General features: G+C 40.5%; 17 protein-coding genes. 3 read left to right on the top strand and 14 right to left on the bottom strand.

Features of this window, described 5'->3' with window-relative positions:
• Positions 1 to 89 precede the first annotated feature (89 nt).
• Entirely contained in the window at positions 90 to 1,472 is a 1,383-nt protein-coding gene (sufB, locus tag FKX92_RS02825; protein WP_049547965.1) for a Fe-S cluster assembly protein SufB, read from the bottom strand.
• 123 nt (positions 1,473 to 1,595) lie between these two features.
• Entirely contained in the window at positions 1,596 to 2,036 is a 441-nt protein-coding gene (locus tag FKX92_RS02820) for a flavodoxin (RefSeq protein ID WP_002913524.1), read from the bottom strand.
• A 105-nt stretch (positions 2,037 to 2,141) separates the two neighbouring features.
• Here FKX92_RS02820 and FKX92_RS02815 point away from each other — a divergent pair, with 105 nt between their 5' ends.
• Together FKX92_RS02815 and FKX92_RS02810 are read left to right on the top strand one after the other, a co-directional pair.
• Positions 2,142 to 3,077 carry a DHH family phosphoesterase gene (locus tag FKX92_RS02815; protein ID WP_149565462.1) on the top strand — a complete coding sequence of 312 codons (936 nt, stop codon included), beginning with the start codon at positions 2,142 to 2,144 and terminating at the stop codon, positions 3,075 to 3,077.
• 107 nt (positions 3,078 to 3,184) lie between these two features.
• Positions 3,185 to 3,427: a type B 50S ribosomal protein L31 gene (locus tag FKX92_RS02810; protein ID WP_002895374.1), complete on the top strand. Its 243-nt coding sequence runs from the start codon at positions 3,185 to 3,187 to the stop codon at positions 3,425 to 3,427.
• Between the two features lie 208 nt (positions 3,428 to 3,635).
• On the opposite strand, the gene FKX92_RS02805 is transcribed toward FKX92_RS02810, so the two are convergent.
• The 11 genes from FKX92_RS02805 to FKX92_RS02745 all read right to left on the bottom strand — a co-directional run bounded on the left by FKX92_RS02805 (position 3,636) and on the right by FKX92_RS02745 (position 15,006).
• A complete protein-coding gene (locus tag FKX92_RS02805) occupies positions 3,636 to 5,564 on the bottom strand; it encodes a CAP domain-containing protein (RefSeq protein ID WP_149565461.1) in 1,929 nt (642 codons plus the stop codon).
• Positions 5,565 to 6,269: 705 nt separating this feature from the next.
• Entirely contained in the window at positions 6,270 to 6,560 is a 291-nt protein-coding gene (locus FKX92_RS02795) for a cupin domain-containing protein (RefSeq protein WP_149565460.1), read from the bottom strand.
• Between the two features lie 29 nt (positions 6,561 to 6,589).
• A complete protein-coding gene (gene ldcB / locus FKX92_RS02790; protein ID WP_392392039.1) occupies positions 6,590 to 7,378 on the bottom strand; it encodes an LD-carboxypeptidase LdcB/DacB in 789 nt (262 codons plus the stop codon).
• A 4-nt stretch (positions 7,379 to 7,382) separates the two neighbouring features.
• Positions 7,383 to 9,113, bottom strand: a complete 1,731-nt coding sequence (locus FKX92_RS02785) for a TcaA second domain-containing protein (RefSeq protein ID WP_125378487.1) — start codon at positions 9,111 to 9,113, stop codon at positions 7,383 to 7,385.
• A 16-nt stretch (positions 9,114 to 9,129) separates the two neighbouring features.
• Entirely contained in the window at positions 9,130 to 10,167 is a 1,038-nt protein-coding gene (locus FKX92_RS02780) for a DUF6574 domain-containing protein (protein ID WP_002906436.1), read from the bottom strand.
• 98 nt (positions 10,168 to 10,265) lie between these two features.
• Positions 10,266 to 10,580, bottom strand: coding sequence for a rhodanese-like domain-containing protein (locus FKX92_RS02775; RefSeq protein ID WP_125378488.1), 315 nt, complete (start codon positions 10,578 to 10,580; stop codon positions 10,266 to 10,268).
• On the bottom strand, positions 10,573 to 11,535 hold the full coding sequence (locus tag FKX92_RS02770) for a zinc-binding alcohol dehydrogenase family protein (protein ID WP_149565459.1): 963 nt from the start codon (positions 11,533 to 11,535) through the stop codon (positions 10,573 to 10,575). The genes FKX92_RS02775 and FKX92_RS02770 overlap by 8 nt, the downstream gene beginning before the upstream one ends.
• 250 nt (positions 11,536 to 11,785) lie before the next feature.
• Positions 11,786 to 12,274: a prolyl-tRNA synthetase associated domain-containing protein gene (locus FKX92_RS02760; RefSeq protein WP_149565458.1), complete on the bottom strand. Its 489-nt coding sequence runs from the start codon at positions 12,272 to 12,274 to the stop codon at positions 11,786 to 11,788.
• Between the two features lie 15 nt (positions 12,275 to 12,289).
• Positions 12,290 to 12,871 carry a uracil-DNA glycosylase family protein gene (locus tag FKX92_RS02755; RefSeq protein WP_002903002.1) on the bottom strand — a complete coding sequence of 194 codons (582 nt, stop codon included), beginning with the start codon at positions 12,869 to 12,871 and terminating at the stop codon, positions 12,290 to 12,292.
• A gap of 53 nt (positions 12,872 to 12,924) precedes the next feature.
• On the bottom strand, positions 12,925 to 14,331 hold the full coding sequence (gene pepV, locus FKX92_RS02750; RefSeq protein ID WP_002913520.1) for a dipeptidase PepV: 1,407 nt from the start codon (positions 14,329 to 14,331) through the stop codon (positions 12,925 to 12,927).
• A 69-nt stretch (positions 14,332 to 14,400) separates the two neighbouring features.
• On the bottom strand, positions 14,401 to 15,006 hold the full coding sequence (locus FKX92_RS02745) for a nitroreductase family protein (protein ID WP_002903006.1): 606 nt from the start codon (positions 15,004 to 15,006) through the stop codon (positions 14,401 to 14,403).
• 171 nt (positions 15,007 to 15,177) lie between these two features.
• Between FKX92_RS02745 and FKX92_RS02740 the strand changes: the two genes are divergently transcribed.
• Complete coding sequence (locus FKX92_RS02740) at positions 15,178 to 15,978, top strand: amino acid ABC transporter substrate-binding protein (RefSeq protein WP_149565457.1); 801 nt, start codon at positions 15,178 to 15,180, stop codon at positions 15,976 to 15,978.
• Between the two features lie 95 nt (positions 15,979 to 16,073).
• Here the strand turns inward: FKX92_RS02740 and FKX92_RS02735 are convergent, their stop codons facing one another.
• Positions 16,074 to 16,547, bottom strand: coding sequence for a DUF4274 domain-containing protein (locus FKX92_RS02735; protein ID WP_149565456.1), 474 nt, complete (start codon positions 16,545 to 16,547; stop codon positions 16,074 to 16,076).
• Positions 16,548 to 16,569 lie beyond the last annotated feature (22 nt).

The following is a 16,569-nucleotide window of genomic DNA, read 5'->3' as shown; positions in this document are numbered from 1 at the left end:
AGATTAAAAAGGTTCACTGGACCTTAGATTAAAGGGAACTCGCAAAAGCGAGTTTTTATCTGCAACCTAAAACAGTCCTCTGGACTGTTTTAGCCAACTGAGCCTTCCATACTCATGTTGATGAGTTGGTTGAGTTCGACGGCGTATTCCATTGGTAGTTCTTTGGTAATGGGTTCCATAAATCCGTTGATAATCATAGCTGTCGCTTCTTCTTCGCTGATTCCTCGGCTCATCAGATAGTAGAGCTGGTCCTCAGATACTTTGGAAACCTTGGCTTCATGCTCTAGCGCAACATTTGAATTATGGATTTCATTAAAAGGAATGGTGTCCGAGCTGGACTCGCCATCCATCAGAATGGTATCGCACTCGATATGAGATTTGGATCCAGCGCTATTCTTGCCAAAGCGGACCTGACCACGATAGTCTGTCTTTCCACCATCCTTGGCCACTGATTTAGAAATCAGGGTACTGGAAGTCTTGGGTGCATTATGAAATACCTTACAACCCGCATCTAAGTGCTGGCCATAGTTGGCAAAGGACATAGAGAGAACAGAAGTCCTTGCGTTGCGGCCATTGAGAATACTGCAGGGATATTTCATGTTAACCTTGCTACCTAGATTGCCATCAATCCACTCTAAGGTGCCGCCCTCTTCAACAACCCCCCGCTCCGTTACGAGGTTATAGACATTGTCCGACCAGTTTTGAATGGTTGTATAGCGGAAAAAGGCATCCTTTTTGACAATGATTTCGACATTCGCCGCATGAAGACTATTGCTTGTGTAAGTCGGTGCTGTACAACCCTCGATATACTGGATAGAGCCACCCTCCTCGATAATCATTAAGGAGCGCTCAAACTGGCCGGCATTTTCACCATTGATTCGAAAATAGGTCTGAACAGGAACTTGGCACTGGACGTTCTTGGGCACATAGATAAAGGTTCCGCCGGACCAAACTGCGCTATTAAGCGCAGAAAATTTATGCTCAGCATTTGAAATCACAGTACCAAAATACTGCTTGACCAAGTCCGGATATTCCTGGACTGCCGTATCCGTATCGGTGAAAATAATCCCCAGCTTGGCAAACTCTTCCTTCATATTGTGGTAAACCACTTCAGATTCATACTGAGCCACAGCTCCAGATAGGAACTGCTTCTCAGCTTCTGGAATTCCCAAGCGGTCAAAGGTTTTCTTAATCTCTTCTGGAACTTCATCCCAACTGCGAGCCCGATCTCCGCTTAGCTTCTGATAATAGATAACATCATCAAAGCGAATCCCTGACAAATCCGGGCCAAAGTCGGGCATGGGTAACTTATGAAAGAGTTCCAAGGAGCGCAGACGATAGTCCAGCATCCACTGGGGCTCATTCTTGATTTCTGAGATTTCTCGAACAACTTCTTCTGTTAGGCCTTTACCAGTCGAAAAGAGCGGCTTGACATCATCATGAAAGCCAAAAGCATAGTCGCGTTCTTTCATAGGAACTCCTCCTTTATCTGATGGATAGCGCTTACCTATATTATACTCCTAATCATAAGAATTGTCAGAAAATAACACTTTCGCACAAAAAAACGGCCGCAGCCGTTTCATCTATCTATCACTTTAAACTTTATTAACCAAGCCTTCCGCAAAAGCTTCCAAACGTGCAATATCATCATCTTCCGCAGATAGATCTACTTTAACACTTTCTGCACCCTTAACCGCTCCTGTAGCAGCAAAGGCAGCATCAAAGTCATCGACAGCCTTGCAGAATTCGTCATAGAAAGTATCGCCCGAACCGACTACTCCGTATACCTTGCCAGACAAATCCAGACTGGACAAGTCTTCGTAGAAGTCCATCATCTCATCAGGTAGCTCACCATCACCATAGGTATAGGTCGCTACAATCGCAATATCTGCTTCCAAGAAATCTTCTGCATCGACAGTGGTGCACTCGTCCACTTCAACTTCTACATCCAGTTCTCTTAGCTTATCCGCCACAATATCAGCAATTTCCTCGGTGTTTCCAGTCATGCTGGCAAATACAATTTTCGCTAAGGTCATATCTTCCTCCAAATTCTAATCTGCTCTCATTATATCATATCTTTTTTATTTTAAAAATAAAAACTCTTATGCTACAATGGGTAAAGAAAGTTGACGAGGTTATTTATGACTCTTTATCATGATATTTTAAGTAAGATCAAAGAATACGATACTATTATCATCCATCGCCATATGCGGCCAGATCCTGATGCTCTTGGCAGTCAGGTCGGACTGAAAAAGCTGCTTCAGTACCACTTCCCAGAAAAAACAATCAAAGCGACTGGCTACGATGAGCCCAATATCATGTGGCTAGCACAAATGGACCAAGTCGCAGACGAAGATTACCAAGAGGCCTTAGTTATCGTCTGTGACACTGCTAATACAGCTCGCATTGACGACCAACGCTACACGACAGGCGATTTCCTCATCAAAATCGATCATCATCCTGATGATGAGGTTTACGGAGATATTTCTCTGGTAGATACAAGCTCCAGCAGTGCCAGTGAGATGATTGCTCTCTTTGCCTTTGAAAATGACTTAGATTTGAGCAAGGAAGCAGCCGAACTCCTCTATGCTGGTATCATTGGCGACACCGGCCGCTTCCTTTATCCTTCTACTAGCGCCCGCACATTCGAAGTAGCTGCCAAGCTGCGCCAGTACGATTTCGACTTATCAGCCTTGTCTCGAAAAATGGACTCTATCAGCCGCCAAGTCGCTAAACTGCAGGGCTACGTATATGAGCAGTTGGAAATAGATGAAAATGGAACTGCGCGGGTCATTCTGCCTCAGGAAATTTTACAAGCCTATCAACTGACCGATGCTGATACAGCAGCCATCGTCGGGGCACCTGGACGAATTGAAGATGTCGGTCTGTGGGCTATCTTTGTTGAGCAGCCAGATGGTCACTACCGTGTCCGCATGCGCAGCAAGGTTATTCCTATCAACGGTATTGCTAAAAATCATCATGGCGGAGGACACCCCTTAGCAAGCGGAGCCAATGCATTTTCTAAAGAAGAAATTGAGCAAATCTACACCGAGATGAAAGAATTGGCAAAAAAGTAAGAAATTAGTCTAAAAGTCTTGTCAAATCAATCAGAATTTGATAAACTATCAAAGTAACTAATCTATGGCTCGCAAAGAGACCATGGCAGAAAGGAAATTTTTGTAAAATGAGAAAAGATATTCATCCAGAATACCGCCCAGTTGTCTTCATGGACACTTCTACCGGCTACCAGTTCCTTAGTGGTTCAACTAAGCGTTCAAACGAAACAGTTGAATTCGAAGGGGAAACTTACCCATTGATCCGTGTAGAAATTTCATCAGACTCACACCCATTCTACACTGGACGTCAAAAGTTCACTCAAGCAGATGGACGTGTGGATCGTTTCAACAAAAAATACGGTCTCAAATAATCATAAGCACCAATCGGTGCTTTTTTTGTACTCAAAATTTCTTTTCGCCTTTTTAAACTTTAAAATCTATCCACAACCGCTACTTTTGCTTCCTAGTTAATTCAACAAAAAAACTCCAAAAGTCAGACGGTGAAAATCTAACTTTTGGAGTGTGGTTTATATGCAACCAAAGATTAAGAACACAGATGTTTAAGAATAAAATTCCTTATTATTTATAGCTGTATGCCCAGTAGTAAACACCGTTTCCGTCTACAACTGTCGCTACTGCCCCTTCAGTTACGTTAGGATCAAGAAGCAATTCTCTCAGACCGCTGTTAGCCCATTTCTTAACGACAACAGATGGATCTTCATCACGACGTCCAACAAAGCCTGAGCTATCATATTGACGTGAGATTTCATTTACTTTTGGAAGTGCTTGATTTTGATAAATGTCTTCTGACCAAGTCAACTCTTTCAAGCCTTGAGCTTTACGCTCTTCATTGATTTTAGCGAAAGCTTCTTTAGCTTTTGAAACATAGTCATAGTTTGTATCGTTTGTTGCTTCAACACGGTAAACAAACTTAACATAACCAAATTCTACATCACTGTATTTCTTGTCCTCAACGCCACTCTTAAGGTTTGCAATCAAGACATAATCCTTAGCATATGGGTTTTCTTTGGTTTTTTCAAAGATTTCTGGATCTTCGATTTCCCATTCAACTTTGGCATCCCATCCTGCGTTATCAAGGAACTTAGGATTCATCTTTTCGATAACGTAGTTTTTGAACTCTTCAACGTTCTTGAATGGAAGCGGTTGACCTGCTTTAGCAGTTGTCACTAGGTTAGTTGAGTACAATTTCACGCTAGAGTCTTTATCGCTGTACATGTATTCATCATCTGCAGTGTTTTCGTGAAGTTTAGGATCAAGAGCTGGATCGTTTGGATCAGTCATACCTTGCAGTTTCCATTTGTCACCAAACCATTTCCAATATGGAGAGTATCCATTAGCTTCTGAGTCAGATGGTATACGGTAATAATGGGTAGAACCATCAAAGTAATAGTTAGGATCTGACTCAAGAGCCTTGTCACCTGGTTTTCCAGTTGGGTAGATAATTTTTGGAGCTCGTCCATTCGGTGCCCATGTCAAATGTTCAAGACCTTCTGCTGGTTTTTCAACATATGGCGGGATTTGATCTTCACTTGGTTTATCAGTTGTTACCAAACCAGGAGTCTCTGGTACAGCAGGTCTTGTTGGAGTTTCTGGTTTTGGTTCTGCTGGTTGCTCTGGTTTCGGAGCAAATGGATTAAGGTCGCCTTCTGCACCATTAATTGGAGGATTTTCTGGCAAATCAACACTTGGTACCTCTGGTTTTGGTTCTGCTGGTGTAGTAGGCTCATCTGGTTTATCAGTAGGAGCTGGCGTTGGTTGTTCTGGTTCCGCTGGAGTCGGAGTTGGAACTTCTGGTTTTGGTTCTTCCGGCTGGCTTGGAGTTGTTGGATTAGTAGAATTATCAGTAGAATCCTTAACAAATACCCACTTGCCATTTTGATAGTAGTAATAGTCGCCATTATCCAACACATAGTAATGATAACCATTTTCATAACGATAATGTGGATCGTTTTCCAGGTTGTTATTGGATGTGCTGTTATTGTTAGTATTTGTCAGTGGCTTCCACTCACCATCACGATAGATGCGGTAAGAACCATCCGTCATACGGTAGTAATGGTTACCATTCCAGTAAATGTAGTTTTCATCGTTTGCAAGATTGTTGTAATTATTCCAACCATTGTATCCGTAGTTGTTGCTATAGTTATAATTCCAGTTGTTATAGCCTGGATAATAGTTATTATAACCATAGTTGTAATTATAGCCATTGTAACCGTAGTTATATCCGTAGTTATAGTTGTTATAGCCATAATTATAGTTATTGTAACCATAGTTGTAATTGTTGTAACGGTAGTTGCGGTTGTTACGGTAATTATAGTTGTTATAACCATAGTTATAATTGTTGTAACCACCATTCCAGTAATTATAACCTGGTTGATAGTAGTTATAGCCATAATCTTGAGCCTGAGCATTACTCGCAACAGCAATTGCTGGAATAATAGCTGCAGCCGCTACAACAGATCTTGATAAGAGTCTGAAACGATTGTTCATATTAATTAAACCTCCAAAGTGACCAACATCACTTTATTTTTTTGTGGGGGGGGAATTTATTTTTTGTGCACAACTTCATAAAAAAGAATTTCACGAAAATACTGTCAGCCGACAGTTGACTACTCCATCATTATCAAACGCAAAAAAACGAATCACTAGTTAGTGAATCCACCTGATTAAAGGTTGCACATAAATGTTTTTATAGCATTTGATTTAGAAAGAAAGAAGTCAATATGCTTGAAAATACTTTTTTATGCATATCTCACCCTCAAGACGAATTATAGCACAAGAAATTTTTGAATGCAAGCATTTTAGTTAACAAGGTGTAAATTATTTTTATGGGTAATTTTTTATAGTTCGTTTTTTTGTTTATTTTCCTGTTTTTTAGCTTTAAAAATCTATAAAATATTCTTTTTAACGAACCAAAATAATAGAAAAATGTTTATAATTTGGTTTACATGGTGTAAATTATTTTTATTGTTTATTTATAAAAACTTCTCACCCTCTCATTTCGATTTTTTATTTAAGTTTATTTTAAGCTTCTATTAAGCCTTTTTTAAGCTTATCTTAAGTTTGTTTTAAGAATCAAAGAATCTGTTTATAAATTCCTTCCTTATGGGTTTTTATTTACAGAAATGAATAAGCTTTAAAAAGTAGTAAAAAATACTAGAAGCATTTATTCCAGCTTCTAGTATTTTGAATTTATTAATATTTTAGTTGTTTGATAACCAAGAGGTGGCTATCTTCCTCCCCAAACAAACTGTGTGGCTCATTGGGCTCCATCGTCAAAAAGGAACCTGCCACTAACCGCACGGTTTGTTCTCCAGCAGAAAAGCTTACATCTCCCGACAAACAAACAACTGTTACCAGTGCATCAGCACTGTGTTCTGGTACTTCTTTTCCTTTGGCAAGATGCAGATGATGGATGATTCTGCCTTCTTCTTGCACAGGTGTTTCTGCAAAATCATTATTGGGATTGGTAACAAAAAATTTCATTTTCTTCCTCCTTCTAATGGATGATGTGACTACTGATCTTCATAGCCTCCACCAGTAATGCCGAAATATTCTTCTAAAGATTTGCCTGATTGAGCAATTTCCTTGGCTTCTTGACCAATATAGCGCAGATGCCAGCTTTCAGGCATATAGCCAGTTGAACCTTCCTTACCCTCTAGATAGCGAACGATAAAACCGTATTTATAGGCATTATTTAGAAGCCACTGACTTGCTCCAGCTTCTTGTACGAGATTGCCATTCTTGTCAATCAAGTCAAATGCCAAACCGGTCTGGTGCTCGCTGTAGCCTGGTCGAGCTGAATAGCGGTCTGCAGCTGCCTTACCATCCTGATTGACATAGTTTTGATAGAGTTCTGTCTGAGTATCATAGCTACGGAAACCACTGTATTGGTCGCTAATGGCGTAGCCTTGTGCCTGCATGTCTGCAATCAGTTTGAGCAATTCTGCTTTAGCAGTCGCATTCTCACCTGGGTTATAGGAAGCAGACAAAGGATAATGTTTATTGACAACAAGAATCTCATCATATTTCCCTTTGACACTGTAGTAGCTGCCGTTATAAGAAACATTTTGATCAAGAGTTTTGTCCTCGTGATTTTGCTCCTTTTTAGTATCAGTGCTTTCTGATGCCGTATCTTGGCTAGACTTTTTATCTTTTTCAGCATCTTGTTTCTTAACTGTACTAGTTGAGCTAGCCGCTTGTTTATCAGAGCTATCTCCAGTAGTGTCTTTACCAGACGAACACGCGCCTAGAACAAGAACAGATGCTGCAAGAAAAATTAGTTTACTGTATTTCATTGTCATAATATCAACCTTCTGAAACTTCAAGATTATAGATTACAAAAGAATCCCCACTAGGCTTCAAGTAGTAAGTCTTATTTTTACGATTTACACTATTTGGAGTGTTATCGACATAGTGGACTGTATAGTCCTCATATGTTGTCACGATATAGGAACCATTTTCTTCCTTGATTTCGCGGATATCCAAAGCTCCTGGCTCATAATAGTTAATTTTTGCTTTCTTAACACCACCACCAGTGGTCCACTCAACCATTTCTCGATATACTGCACTAGAGGTATCGTAGTATTGAGAATAGTTGTTGCTCCTGTTAGAAACAGAGCTAAAAACAGCATTGCGGTAGTCATTAAGGAAAGTAGAGACTTTTGCTTTTTGAGCCTCAACCTTTTTCGCTTCTTCGTTCTTTTCTCTAATCTTAGAAAGCACTTCCTTAGGAAGAGATAATTTCACATTCGTGGTATCATCTTCCACAATCACTGTCTCTTTATTGGTAGTAAAGGTAGTATCAGAGATAGTAAACTTAGCATAAATTTCAAGTTCTTGATAAGGAACAAGCTGCAACTCAGGGGTCAAACTGCTACCACTTTCTTTACCATTAACAACGATTTTAATATCTGTTGCTTTTGAAGTTTCAGAAGGCATAGTAATTTTTAGCTGTTTCTTTTCAGACTTGAGATCCAGTTTGATTTCATTATCCTTAGCTGTAGCTAAATCAAGCTGAACCTTACTCTCTACATCTCCAACATCCGTCTTACCTTTGAGAGTAAAATCTTGTTTGATGAAGTGATATTCACCCAATTCAGTGTCTGTATTTTTCTTAAGAGTAATAGTTTTTTTCTCACCAGGTTTAATGGTAGCATTATCCAAATTTGTATTGACTTTAACTTTGACTGGATAGGAAACCATCTGATATTCCTGGAAAATACCAAATTTCTTACTCTTTTCAGTAACACCTAAAATCTTATTATTGTTGTCATCGATATAAGCAGATTTGCCATTTGACTCAACAATGTTATCTAGCTCAGTTTCGAGATTAATCTCCTGGCTCTCTAGGTGCTCAACTAAAGCTCTTGCTTCAGCGCGCGTCCACTTATCGGATTGAGTAGAAAGAAGACTTGCCACTTCATCGAAGTCTTTGCTAGAGACGGCTTTTGCAAAATGGTCTGTGACCACTTTAACTCCAGTTATAGAGTTTAGATAGAAGAAAGCTCCAATCAAAGCGGCAACTAAAACGGTTGGAGCCCCAATCATGATTGCTTGCTTCTTTGATATTCTCTTTTTAGCCTTTTTTACTGGTTTCTGTGGTAATTGCGAGTCGAGCAATTCAGACCGAATAGGCAAGTTAGAGAATCCTTGACTCTTAGCTTCTGCAAATTCTTCTTTGGTAGGTTTTCGACCAATATTATTTTCAAAAGCTCGTAGCCAATTCTGGCGGAGTTCTTCATATTGGCTAGATTCAAATGCGCCTTGCTTCTCATCTTGGGAAGATGGTTGAACCGATTCTTCTGTGACAGAATCTTCAGAAGGTGTCTCCTGAACAATATCTTGATTATCAGAAGCTTCATCAGTAGTATTTTCTACTGATGAAGTATCTGTGGTTGCTTCCCCTGCTTCGCCTGCAATCTCCTTAATCTTTTTTGGATCAAAGTTAGATTGTTTGCCGGCTTGGAACTCACTTGCAGTTGGTTTTCGACCAATTACTTTTTCAAAGAGATCAACCCATTTTTCTTTTGTTGCCATAAATCTCCTCCAATTATTACATCATTATGATACTAGCTAGTAGAGAAAAAGCGATGAAAGAGAAGATAATTGTAATCACACCATTGATAATAATGGCCAATAGATATTTATAAAAAGGATCCATAGAGTTGTTTGTCTTGGAATAAATCAAAGCAAAGGTAGCTCCAACTCCAATCAACAAGAGTCCAATCCATGTGAAGAACAGAGATAAATGAATAACACCCAACAGAGCAAACAGAGCTGAAGCAGCAATAAATGGAAGAACAATGGCATAAAGTCGACCATACCAATCAAAAGCCTTATTAAAGGTAAAACTTCTATCTTGGTAGACCAAACGCTTCACAACAAAACCACCTAATATAATAGAGAAAAGGAAGAGAGCCGCTGCTATCAGAGAAACAAAGAAGACTTTGAAATTAAAAGTCGGTCCATTATACATACCAAAACTCATGATACCAATGGTACTGAAAATATTGTAGTTTGCAACAATAGCAAAAAAGAACGCTGTCAAACCTAGAGAAAGGTAACCATTCACCTTACTGCTCTCAACTTCAGATGTCGGTGATTTCCAAGCTGAAACGAGCCAAGCCCAGAAACCTTTCATTGTTTTAGAAAACTCGCTGGGTTGAGGAGGTTGCTGACTGTAATAAGCCTGTGGTCCTTGTTGAGGTATTTGTGAATTGAACTGTCCTTGCTGCTGGTTGTTCTGATAAGCTTGCGGACCAGAAGACTGAGGCTGTCCAGCAAAGGGACTTGCTTGCTGAAATCCTTGTTGCTGATAAGCTTGTCCCTGATTTGCAAATTGATTTGGATTTGCTTGTTGCTGAGGAACTTCTTGATATTGTTGAGAAGCCTGCTGAGCAAAAGGCTGTTGGAAGTTTTGCGGCTGTTCAAAGCTTGATGAAGCCGGACTAGCTTCACTAGAGGCTTGCTCCGCACTTACCTGTTCAGCTTCAACAAATTCCCCGGCAGCCAATGCTTGGGCAATTTCTTCCTCTGTAGCCGAGCGTCCATTAACGGCCTCAAAATATTCAAGCCAATCTTCTTTTGACATAGATTTTCTCCTATCCTTAATTTATTATACTACTATAGTATACAAAAAAAGGGCCGGAAATTCAATCTATTCCGGCATTTGCTCTTCTTAATCGCTTGTCATATCGTCAATTTAGCAGGAAAAGCTTCCACTCCTCCTTCGACATTAGTTACTTCATAACCCTTGGATTCCAAAAATTCGCAGGCACGCGCTGAGCGTCCACCTTTTTGACAGATGATATGGTAAGGGATTTGTTTATCCAATTGTCCATAATTCTCCGCCAAGCTGCTGAGAGGCAGATTCTGAGCCCCAGAGATATGTCCAGCAGTAAATTCATCCACCTCGCGAACGTCAATCAACCGCAGTTCTTCTGCCTGTAATTTGTCATATAAATTTTTCGCACTAATTTTTTGCATCATTTTTCTCCTATTCATTTATAATCACGATTTTTCCAAAACCTGCCGTCCCCTCGACAAATGCATGAGCTTTGGGCACCTGCTCTAGGGAAAAGACACGCCTTGGTGTAACATTGACCTGATAGCGGTCAATATAGTCAAATAATTCATCCATCAAGTCTTGACTCACATGAGCAGAGTGAAAACTTGTCAGAAAACTGTTATTTCTAATTTCCTCAATTGGGTTGAAACCTGCCAGCTCCCATTGGCCACCCAAGAGGCCGGTCACACAGATAATCCCGCCCTCTGCGATATGGTCAAAAGAATCCTTGACAGTTGCTGGACCGACCAACTCAAGGATTTTATCAAACTTCTCCTCTGTTTCCAGTCGGCCATCCTGATCTATGATGATATCGTCGTAAGCTTGGTGTTTGAGTAGAAATTGTTTGGAACCGCTATTGACCGAACCAACGATATGTGTGTCTGGAAACTGTGCCTTAACCAATCGAGCAAAGGCCAAACCGACACCGCTAGTGGCAGCCCGAACCAAAATCTTGTCATTGGGCTCAATGCGCAGATTTTTCATAGAACCTAGGGCAGTATAATAGGTCTCTGGCACTGCAGCCAGCTCTGTCCAGGTCAGGTTGGTCTCGACTGTATAAATTTGGTCGTTCGGTAGGAGGACATACTCGGCATAAGAGCCGTCAAAAGCTCGCCCCATTTCTCCCATGATGGAAACCACTTTCTGGCCAATCTCTAAATCTTCTCGAGTCGTCTCGGCCACTTGGCCAACGCACTCAATGCCTAAAATCCGAGGAAAGGTGACACTAGGCGATAAACCCTCACGAGTAAAAATCTCCGAGTGGTTAATCCCAAATCCTCTGACCTTGACTAGGGTCCAGCCCTCTTGAAGTTGTGGAATCGGTCTTTCTTCCAGCAGAAGCTTTTCTGGACCACCTGCTTCGTAAATGACTATAGCTTTCATCGTTTCCATAGAATCACCTCGCTTTCTACAAAGTTTAGCATTCTAAGCTTAGACTTATCAAAAAGTCAGTCAGCTGCTCCTGCAAGTTCTAATAGTGCTTTTACAAAATCCATCAGCCGGCTGTTGGAGAATCTCCTGAGGGGAAGCACGTTGCTGGATATGTCCTTCATCCAAAATCAAGATAGAGGGACAAGACGCTAGGTTTGACCACCTGAGAGGAAAACTAGATATCGCTCCTCTATCACAGCAAAACAGTTAGTTAAAGCTCCAGCACTTGGTAAGAGTAGCCCAAATCTTGCAAGAATTTAAACAAATCTCTTGTAGAGACAAAGATAGTCTTTTCATTGGTATTAGGATGGAAAGTCATGATATCCTCTGATACGATGTCCTTATCAAAATAAACTTGAATGTCCTTCTCCTCATTGTTAAGCAGGCCAAAAGGCGATACCGTTCCTGCTGGTAGGCTCATTTTCTCAGCCAAGGAGTCCAATGAGGCCATGCGAATCCGATCGGCTCCCACTTGAACTTTAAAGTTATCCATATCCAATCGTTTCTTGTCATCCATAATTAGAAGATAATACTGGGTTTTCTTCTTATTGGTTAAAAACATAGTCTTAGTCCGAACACCCTCCATGTCTTCAATATAGCTATCTGCTTGCTCTGTCGTAAATGCAGGCGGGTGCTCCACCACATCAAAGGTGATCCCCAACTCTTGCAATTTATTAGCCACTTGTTGATAAGCATCCATGGTTTTTCTCCTTTATTAATGAATAATCTTTTGTACCAATGCTTGCAAGTCTGGCACAACCTGCTCTGCAAACCAAGGATTTTTAGCCATCCAGATTTGGTTGCGGGGCGATGGGTGTACCAAAGGGAAAAAATCAGGCAGGTAGTCTTGATAATGCTGAACTGTCTCGGTCAGCTTGATATTTCCTTTTTGATGCAGATAGTATTTCTGTGCATACTGACCAATCAAAATAGTCAGCTCAATATCTGGCAAAAGCTCTAAAATCGGCTGATGCCATTTGTCCGCAAAGTCCTTACGAGGCGGTAAATCACCAGATTTCCCATGTCCTGGAAAATAAAAATCCATGGGCAAAACAGCAAAGTAACCAGAATGATAAAAAGTCTCCTCATCGACACCTAGCCATTCTCTCAGCCGATCACCACTCTTGTCCTTCCAGTAAAGCCCTGCCTGCTGAGTTTTCAGTCCCGGCGCTTGACCAACAATGTTAATCCGAGCATTCTTTGGTGCCGCAAAGAGTGGCTTGATTCCCTGCTCCGTAAATTCTTTATTTTCTGGGTCGGCCATGATGGCCTTAGCAATATCCTCTATTGTTTGCATGATAGCTCCTTGCAAAGAAACTCATTTGGCAAGACCAAACGAGTTCTTATTTTTTATTTGATTAATTCGTAGATAGCTTCTGCGTAAATGGCCGCAGCACGGAAAAGGTCTTCTACATCTGTAAATTCATTGGCTTGGTGCATAGTGTTGACATAGTCTGGGAACATGGCGCCAAAAGCCACACCGCGCTTCAAAAGACGGCCAAAGGTTCCACCTCCAATGACTTGCTCATGTCCTTTGAGACCTGTTTGTTTTTCATAAACACTCAAAAGAGTTGCTACCAATTCATCATCTGCTGGAACATAGTGTGGAGTGTGTCCGTGTTCAGACAAGCTCACAGACACAACACCAGTAACTTTTTCAAGACCGGCCTGAATTGTTTTCGGATCAGCTCCTTGCGGGTAACGGATGTTCAGAGCAATAGTATTGTCAGCCTTGGCACTGTCAAAATGGAAAACACCAGCATTCATGCTAAGAGCACCCATTTTAGCATCTGTATAAGCAATTCCTAACTTCTCACCAGTAAAGTCCTCGTGCAGAACTTGAGCTCCCACTTCCAGATAAGCTTTGGCATCACCAGCAAAGTCAAATTGGTTGAGGAAGAGAGCCAGATAAGTTGCTCCGTTGATACCGTCCTCTGGTGTAGAACCATGAGCTGACTTCCCAATGACTGTCACTTCAAGAGCGTCGCCATTTGCTCTCAGACTAGCTGAAACCTTGTGGGCAGAAGCAAAGTCTTGTAATTTCTTATCCAATTCCGCTGCATCAACTGCTGCTGTAAAAATAGCTGTCGCTGATTCTGGCACCATATTCTCACGAAGTCCGCCAGTAAAGCTCTTGAGTTTAAAGCTGCCATCATTACTGTTACCAAAGTGGAGGTATTCTGTGATATTCCCTTTTTCACCGTTAATAATTGGAAATTCCGCATCTGGCGAGAAACCAAAGTCTGGCTCAGGCAGACCAACATGTTTGAAATAATAGTCCATATCTTGCCAGCCCGATTCTTCATCTGTTCCCACTACAAAACGCACACGCTTAGACACTGGCAATCCCAAGTCTTTGATGATTTTCAAACCATAATAACAAGCCATAGTTGGACCTTTATCGTCAGATGAACCACGCGCATAAAGCTTACCATCAATAATTTCAGGTTTGTAAGGATCTGTATTCCAGCCACTCCCGGCAGGGACTACATCCATGTGGGCAAAAATCCCAAGTTCTTCCGTACCCTCACCAAAAGTAAAGTGACCAGCATAATTGTCCACATTCTTGGTTTCATAACCATCGCGTTCAGCAATTTCTAAAAACTTATGCAGAGCTTGAACAGGTCCAGGTCCAAAAGGATGCTCCTTGTCTGCCTTGGAATCGTCCCGCTCTGAGTTGATTTCCAAAAGACTGAACAGGTCAGCTAAGAGATCTTCTCTTCGTTTTTCAACTTCTGCTTTAAAATCAATTGTCATTATTTCACCCCAACTTCCAATTCGATTTAAATCATTTCAACTATGAATTAAATCGTAAACACTTTTATATCAACGTTTCTCAATAATTTCATCAACCGGCAAACGATAACTTGGTTCTAGTTTTTCATCAGTATAACCAACCGTAATCAAGAGTTCCGGACGGAAACGTTCATCAATTTCCAAAACCTTATTAACCTTAGATTTATCGAAACCTAAGATGATATTAGAGCCGATACCTTGGTCAGTCAGAGCCAAAACAAGATTCATGGCCACCAGACCAGCATTGAGAGATAAATAATCGCTCTTTTGCTGTTCGCTATAGCGAGCAAACTCAGCTGGCAGATTTTGCATGTAAAATTGGAGCTGCTCATCAGAGAAATTCTTAACTCCAGCTACACGCGCAATCTTGCGAGCCCGCTTGGTCAAATCTGTATCTGTAAAGAGGGCAATAGTCACTGGAGCTTCCTTAATCTGGTCCACATTTCCACCGAAAGCTGTCTCTGCTAGATCCTGATTGCGCTCTCGTACTACTACAAACTTCCACGGCTGACTATTGTGAGCACTGGGTGCCAACGTTGCAATCTCAATCGCTGTGCGAACATCCTTTGGATCCACAGGTTTGTCGTTGAAATGCTTGGTTGCATGACGCTTTTTATTGAGTTCTAGAAATTTCATAAGTCGCATCCTTTTCTAAATATACTAACTTCATTTTATCATATTTTGTAAGAGTTTGCAGAAGTTTTTCATTATTAAGGTTTCTTATCGCAGCTATAAAAAATATATATTGGATAATCAAGATAGTTTCTGATAAGCTATAAAATAATACCAATTTGAAAGGAGTAAAACATGAGAAAAATCGTCCTGTTACTAATCATCCTTCCACTGTTAGCCGCTTGCAGTCACCAGAGCACACCTCAAAAAAATTCGTCCCCAAAAACAATTACTGTTGCAACAGCTGGCGATGTCCCACCATTCGCCTATGAGGAAAACGGCAACCTGACTGGCTACGATATTGAAGTACTTAAAGCAATTGATGAGAAGCTCAGTGATTACGAAATTCACTTTCAAAGAACCGCTTGGGAAAGTATCTTCCCAGGACTTGATTCCGGTCACTATCAAGCTGCAGCCAATAACTTGAGTTACACAAAAGAGAGAGCAGATAAATACCTCTACTCACTCCCTATCTCAAAAAATCCTTTAGTACTCGTTAGTAATAAGAAGAATCCTTTAACTTCTCTTGAGCAAATTGCTGGTAAAACAACTCAAGAGGATATCGGAACATCGAACGCCCAATTCATCAACAATTGGAATCAAAAACACACTGAAAATCCAGCCACTATCCATTACTCAGGAGAAGATATAGGAAAACGTATCTTTGACCTTTCTAATGGTGACTTTGATTTCCTAATCTTTGACAAAGTTTCCGTTCAAAAAATTATTAAAGAACGTGGCTTGGATCTATCTGTTGTTGATCTTCCTTCCACTGACAGTCCTAACAACTATATTATATTTTCTAGCGAAGAAAAAGCATTCAAGGAACAATTTGATAATGCATTAAGAGAACTCTATCAAGACGGAAGCCATGAAAAACTCAGCAATACCTACCTTGGTGGCTCCTACCTACCAGATTCCTCTGAGTTGAAATAATAAAAGGATTGGCGCTCGCCAATCCTTTTATTATGGCTTTAGGACATAACACAAAAACCATCCACAATGTCTGGATGGTTATTCTAATTATTTAATTAAATTACTATATTCAAATCTTTTCCAGAAACTCCATCAATGAAAAGTAGATTTAATGCCGATTTTAATTTTTTAAGTTTGAACTTTTGAATTCTCGTTATTTCGGGTCGAAAAGAGATATTACCATCCGGAAATTTCCTTCTGATAATTCTATCATAGACATCTTTTACAAATTCTTCCCACTCCTTAGATGAAGAATTTACAAAGGCTGCTTCTGCTTCTAATAAATACCTGATGCCATCTGCACGATAAAAGACTAATAAAGCAATTGAAAGAGTACACTTAGAATGTTCAATAACTGCTTGGGGCACTTCAAAACCATTATCCCAGTTAAAATTATCAAGTAAAACAAACAGTTCATCTTCGGTTTGAAGACTCTTAATATACGATACAGCCTTAGCATTGCTTTCAGCATACAAGATATCAGATATTTTTTGCAACTGATGATTATCCATTCCCAAAGACAACTCCATTATAATAGTTATAATTTTCCCA

The sequence above is a fragment of the Streptococcus sanguinis genome (assembly GCF_008329445.1).
In the GTDB taxonomy this organism is placed as follows: Bacteria; Bacillota; Bacilli; order Lactobacillales; family Streptococcaceae; genus Streptococcus; species Streptococcus sanguinis_O.
Note: the sequence above shows the minus strand (reverse complement) of the source record. Positions and strands in the feature narration are given on the sequence as shown.

Excerpts from the sequence above, each read along its gene's own strand:
- sufB (WP_049547965.1), bottom strand. The coding sequence starts at position 1,472 with ATGAAAGAACGCGACTATGCTTTTGGCTTTCATGATGATGTCAAGCCG.
- FKX92_RS02820 (WP_002913524.1), bottom strand. The coding sequence starts at position 2,036 with ATGACCTTAGCGAAAATTGTATTTGCCAGCATGACTGGAAACACCGAG.
- FKX92_RS02815 (WP_149565462.1), top strand. The coding sequence starts at position 2,142 with ATGACTCTTTATCATGATATTTTAAGTAAGATCAAAGAATACGATACT.
- FKX92_RS02810 (WP_002895374.1), top strand. The coding sequence starts at position 3,185 with ATGAGAAAAGATATTCATCCAGAATACCGCCCAGTTGTCTTCATGGAC.
- FKX92_RS02805 (WP_149565461.1), bottom strand. The coding sequence starts at position 5,564 with ATGAACAATCGTTTCAGACTCTTATCAAGATCTGTTGTAGCGGCTGCA.
- FKX92_RS02795 (WP_149565460.1), bottom strand. The coding sequence starts at position 6,560 with ATGAAATTTTTTGTTACCAATCCCAATAATGATTTTGCAGAAACACCT.
- ldcB (WP_392392039.1), bottom strand. The coding sequence starts at position 7,378 with ATGACAATGAAATACAGTAAACTAATTTTTCTTGCAGCATCTGTTCTT.
- FKX92_RS02785 (WP_125378487.1), bottom strand. The coding sequence starts at position 9,113 with ATGGCAACAAAAGAAAAATGGGTTGATCTCTTTGAAAAAGTAATTGGT.
- FKX92_RS02780 (WP_002906436.1), bottom strand. The coding sequence starts at position 10,167 with ATGTCAAAAGAAGATTGGCTTGAATATTTTGAGGCCGTTAATGGACGC.
- FKX92_RS02775 (WP_125378488.1), bottom strand. The coding sequence starts at position 10,580 with ATGAATAGGAGAAAAATGATGCAAAAAATTAGTGCGAAAAATTTATAT.
- FKX92_RS02770 (WP_149565459.1), bottom strand. The coding sequence starts at position 11,535 with ATGGAAACGATGAAAGCTATAGTCATTTACGAAGCAGGTGGTCCAGAA.
- FKX92_RS02760 (WP_149565458.1), bottom strand. The coding sequence starts at position 12,274 with ATGGATGCTTATCAACAAGTGGCTAATAAATTGCAAGAGTTGGGGATC.
- FKX92_RS02755 (WP_002903002.1), bottom strand. The coding sequence starts at position 12,871 with ATGCAAACAATAGAGGATATTGCTAAGGCCATCATGGCCGACCCAGAA.
- pepV (WP_002913520.1), bottom strand. The coding sequence starts at position 14,331 with ATGACAATTGATTTTAAAGCAGAAGTTGAAAAACGAAGAGAAGATCTC.
- FKX92_RS02745 (WP_002903006.1), bottom strand. The coding sequence starts at position 15,006 with ATGAAATTTCTAGAACTCAATAAAAAGCGTCATGCAACCAAGCATTTC.
- FKX92_RS02740 (WP_149565457.1), top strand. The coding sequence starts at position 15,178 with ATGAGAAAAATCGTCCTGTTACTAATCATCCTTCCACTGTTAGCCGCT.
- FKX92_RS02735 (WP_149565456.1), bottom strand. The coding sequence starts at position 16,547 with ATGGAGTTGTCTTTGGGAATGGATAATCATCAGTTGCAAAAAATATCT.